Raw genomic sequence first — 4866 nt, 5'->3', positions numbered from 1 at the left:
CGCCACCGGCACACTGGTCGGTTCCGTCACCGGCGCCACCGGTGCGATCACTTACACTCTGGTCGGCAGCGCCACTGGCAGCTACGGCCAACTGCTGCTCAACCCCAACGGCACGTACACCTACACCCTGACGTCGGCGCCAAAAACCTCGCCGAATGCCAACGACGGGGCGAACACCCTGAGTGAAAGTTTTACCTACAAAGCCACCGACGCTCTGGGCAACAGCACCACCAGCACCCTCGTGGTGAACATCGTCGATGACGTGCCTAAAGCGGTCGCCTCGGACCGGTCGGTTGCTGCCGTGGAGATCGATTCCAACCTGCTGTTGGTGATCGACGTCTCCGGCAGCATGGCCGACGCGTCTGGCGTGCCGGGCCTGTCGCGCATCGAGCTGGCGAAACAGGCGATCAGCGCCTTGCTCGACAAATACGACGACCTCGGCGATGTGAAAGTGCAGATCGTCACCTTCAGCACCAACGCCACCGACAAGACCTCGGTCTGGGTCGATGTCGCCACCGCCAAGTCGATCATTGCCGGCCTGACGGCGGGCGGGAACACCAACTACGACGCTGCCGTGGCGACGATGCAGACCGCGTTCAACACGGCCGGCAAACTGACCGGGGCACAGAACGTCGGCTACTTCTTCTCGGACGGCAAACCCACCGGTGGCCAGGAAATCGGCACGTCCGACGAGACGGCGTTGAAAGCCTTCCTCGACGCCAACGGCATCAAGAACTACGCGATCGGCCTGGGCAGCGGCGTGAGCAACGCCAACCTCGATCCGTTGGCGTATGACGGCAGTACCCACACCAACACCAACGCGGTAGTGGTGACCGACCTCAACCAGTTGAACTCGGTGCTCTCGGGCACCGTGGTCGGCGCGCCCGTCACGGGTACCTTGCTGGAGGGCGGCACATTCGGCGCCGATGGCGGCTTCATCAAAACCCTCGTGGTCGACGGCACCACTTACACCTATGACCCTAAAGGCAACAGCAATCAGGGTTCACTGAGCTTCAGTGGCGGCACCAACCACGGCACGTTCAACACGGTTAACAACAGCATCAGCATCGCCACCAACAATGGCGGCACCCTGGTGGTGAACCTCGATACCGGCGAGTACAACTACACCTCGCAAAAAACCACCGCCGTGGTCATCACTGAAAACATCGGTTTCACCGCCAGCGACAACGATGGCGACCTGGCCAGCTCGACGCTGACGGTCAAAGTCATTCCGAACGCGGCGCCGGTGGCGGTCGATGACCACATCATCACCAACGTGCTGTCGAGCAACGTGGTGGTGCCGGGCGAGTTGCTGTTGGCCAACGATTCCGATGCCGACAAGGACCCGCTGACCGCATCGCCGACCACCTTCAACACCGGTTGGGTGGCCAAGGGCGCGGACTTCGTCGGCACTGGCGCGATCAGTTTCGCCGGCACTGGCAACAGCGCCGCCAACCAGACACTGGCGGATGTACGCGCCTCCTTCGCGGCCAACACGGCAGCAATGACGGCGGTGCTGGTGATCAGCGGCTACCTGGGCGCGGTCACCACGGCCAACGCCAGCGATGAAGACTTCATCACCGTGAAACTGAAAGAGGGAGAAACCCTCAACCTGGATCACAACCTGGCGGGTGGTCACGTCACCATGGAGTACTCGCTCAACGGTGGCGCATTCGTGCCGATTGCCGACGGCGGGACCATCACCGCGACGGCCGACGGCACGTACCAGATCCATGTCACCAACATCACCAACACCAGTGGCAGCAACACCACGGCCGCTGAAAACTACCAACTGACCATGACCGTCAATTACGCCGGGGCCCACGACCTGACCCCGGACTACCACGGCACCTACACCGCCAACGACAACCATGGCGGCAGCGACACCGCCGCCGTGACCATCAGCTATCAGGACGGTCACACCCTCACCGGCACCTCGGGCGACGACGTGTTGGTGGCAGGCACCGGCAACAACGTGATCAATGCCGGCGACGGCAACGATGTGTTGACCGCCGGCTCCGGCAACAACGAACTGCACGGCGGCGCCGGCAATGATTTGCTGTTCAGCGGGACCGGCAATGACCTGCTGGACGGCGGCACCGGCATCGACACCGTGAGCTATGCCCACGCCACCGCCGGGGTCACCGTCGACCTGAGCCTGCTCACCCCGCAAAACACCGGCGGCGCCGGCACCGATACCCTCACCGGCATCGAAAACCTGGTCGGCTCCAACTTCAACGACTCCCTCACGGGCGACAACAATAGCAACGTCATCAATGGCGGCTTGGGCGACGACATCCTCAAGGGCGGCGGTGGTGACGACTTCCTCATCGGCGGTTTGGGCAACAACACCCTCACCGGCGGGGCAGGGGCCGACACCTTCCAGTGGCTCAAAGGCAACAGCGGCCACGACGTCGTCACCGACTTCACCCCCGGCACCGACAAGCTCGACCTGTCGCAACTGCTGCAAGGCGAGAACAGCACCGCCGCCTCGCTGGATGATTACCTGCACTTCAAAGTCACCGGCAGCGGCGCCTCACTTGTTACCAGCATCGACGTCAGCGCCATGGCCGGCGCCACGCCGAACCAGACCATCGACCTGGCCGGCGTCAACCTGGCCAGCCATTACGGTGTGACGCCAGGGGCGGGCGGGGTGATTGCCGGTGGGCACGACACGGCGACCATCATCAATGGCATGTTGAATGACCATTCGTTGAAGGTGGATACCGTGTGATGTGAAGGCTGAAATCTGAAACGAAGAAACCCGCCATTCCCGATACAGGAATGGCGGGTTTTTTGTGGCCTGGGAAATCGCTTTCGCGAGCAAGCCCGCTCCCACGGTCGACCGCATTCCCTCTGACAAAACCGGTCAACTGTGGGAGCGGGCTTGCTCGCGAAGAACGATAACGCGGTCTACCCGAGCAAACGCCTAAGGCGGATCAAGCCTGTCCAGCATCCGGTTCACCGCCAACTCCCCCAGCATCACCACCTGCTGAATGCCTAGCACGGTGTTGCGATGCGAACCTTCCATCAACCCCGCGAAATTACTCAACATCACGCTTGCCGAGGCCAGGGTTTCGCAGGTGTTGACCAGCAAGGTTTCGTGGTCGGTGTCGGTAGCAATGGCGTAAATGGAGCTGGGCTTGTGCGGGATATTTTGCGGGATGACCGGTTTCAGGTAGTAATCGAGCGCGCGGTCGGCGGCGTCGTTGAGCTTTTTGGAATCGGGGGTTTCGTAGGGGGAAACGTCGTCGGTTTGCGGTGGGTTGGGTGTGATCTTGAACATGTGAAGCTCCGTGGTTGGTTGAGCCGCCACGACTTATCGCTAAACAAGTAAAGGTGGCGGCTGTACGCAGGTTAGCGATCCGGGACACAGAAACCCCGGGTAGACCTCGAAGGTCTCCCACGCACAGCCACCATTACGCGAATTGCAGCTTTTGCGTCTGTGTAGGGGATCGGATCGCTAAACCCGATCGCTGATTCGTCAGCGACCGGGAAACAATAGAGACCCGAGCCAAGGCGCACAAGCCGGCGGATTCTGGCGTACGCGTAGGCAACTACGCAAGGATGTGTAGCCTGGGAGAGTGTCAGGAGATGTCTTTTAAACATCGCTGTTTATTTCTCATTCAGGTATCGGAGCAGAGCCAAGGACGGATAAATAAATACGTCCCCTTTCTTTTGCTTTCTTCCCTCATCCGCTACCCCTGACGGGGAGCAGATAGGGTGGATTAACGTTTTTTCAAATTACAACACTACATTTCGAGCGCACAGAGGTGGCCGGTCGGCACCGGTGGTACTCAACCATTGGTTGCCGGCGTAGTACACGAGTAGCGCAGCGACGTGGTAGTCGCCGCACATGTATGTGTAGCTCTTGGGACCTCTGTATTTGGCGTTTAGAGTGACCAAGTCGGGGAAGCTGCTATGGATGAGCTTCCTTCCACCGAGGGAAGTGATCCAAGCGTTTGTCCGGAGGCCGGACATCGGCGCTGTGCTGTGCATCAACTGATGCACATTGCTTGTCTTGACCTCGAATGATCCAGTGCCACCTTGGGCGTCCGATACAGTAATGCGTGCGGTACCGTTGCCTTCACTTCGGACAATCCCTGTGGAGGGATCGACTGAGGCTATGGCTGAGTTCGAAGTTGAGAACGTACAAGGGGGGATTCCGCTCGTCGGCAACCGTACATCGGACGTACCGACGGGATCACCTATCACTTCCCAATTTAATCCTGAGCCGCGGGTAGTGAGGTTATGCCCTGACAAAATCATGTCTGATGGGTCAATGACGAAGCCGACGACGGTCACGATCCACGGCGTGGATGTCTGTTCCGAGCCGTACTTCGCTTTGGCCGTGAAGCTGTGGGACGCCAGGCTCAGACCGGTGAGCTGTGTGGTCCAGATGCCGGTGGTCGCGTGGACCGGGACTTCCGTCAGGCTCGCCGCGCCGTCAAAGATCTCCACTCTCTGGCCTTTGGTTGCCGCGCCGATCAGGATTACGCCGGTTTCGGCGGTGCTGCCGCCATTGGCAATCTCAGCGCCATTGGACGCGCCTTTGACCGAGGTTATTTCCGGCGTCATCTCCTCCAACGCCTTAACGGTGTAGAGCCGGGATGGAAAAATCACTGCCTGGCGTTCATCGGTGTTGCCATCGAAGGTTACCTTGAACTCTATCCGCAACTGCGAGCCATCCTTCAGGCCACGCAATTGGGCGACTGGGGTGTTCGGGTACATGCCATTCGGCAAACCGGCACTGGGCACGGGCGTGGCGTCATAGGTTTGCGAGGTGTACGTCGAACCGTCAGTGCGGGTCCCGAAATAACGCAGCCAAAGCTTCTGGCCAAGCGCGATCAGCGGCCATTTGGCAAT

General features: G+C 60.2%; 2 protein-coding genes and 1 pseudogene. 1 reads left to right on the top strand and 2 read right to left on the bottom strand.

The features are described from left to right. A partial coding sequence (locus tag ACQKP4_RS28325; RefSeq protein WP_427637346.1) for a type I secretion C-terminal target domain-containing protein occupies positions 1-2734 on the top strand: 2734 nt, incomplete at its 5' end. Between the two features lie 195 nt (positions 2735-2929). On the opposite strand, the gene ACQKP4_RS28320 is transcribed toward ACQKP4_RS28325, so the two are convergent. Both ACQKP4_RS28320 and ACQKP4_RS28315 read right to left on the bottom strand, forming a co-directional pair. Then, positions 2930-3286: a DUF6124 family protein gene (locus tag ACQKP4_RS28320; RefSeq protein ID WP_427637344.1), complete on the bottom strand. Its 357-nt coding sequence runs from the start codon at positions 3284-3286 to the stop codon at positions 2930-2932. A 458-nt stretch (positions 3287-3744) separates the two neighbouring features. Beyond that, positions 3745-4866, bottom strand: a pseudogene (locus ACQKP4_RS28315) (hypothetical protein); the annotation flags it as partial.

It is taken from the genome of Pseudomonas sp. NPDC086278, assembly GCF_050280905.1.
GTDB lineage: Bacteria > Pseudomonadota > Gammaproteobacteria > Pseudomonadales > Pseudomonadaceae > Aquipseudomonas.
The sequence above is the reverse complement of the archived record's forward strand: the minus strand, read 5'-3'. Positions and strand labels throughout refer to the sequence as shown.

Coding starts and splice junctions, on each gene's coding strand:
- ACQKP4_RS28320 (WP_427637344.1), bottom strand. CDS start 3,286: ATGTTCAAGATCACACCCAACCCACCGCAAACCGACGACGTTTCCCCC.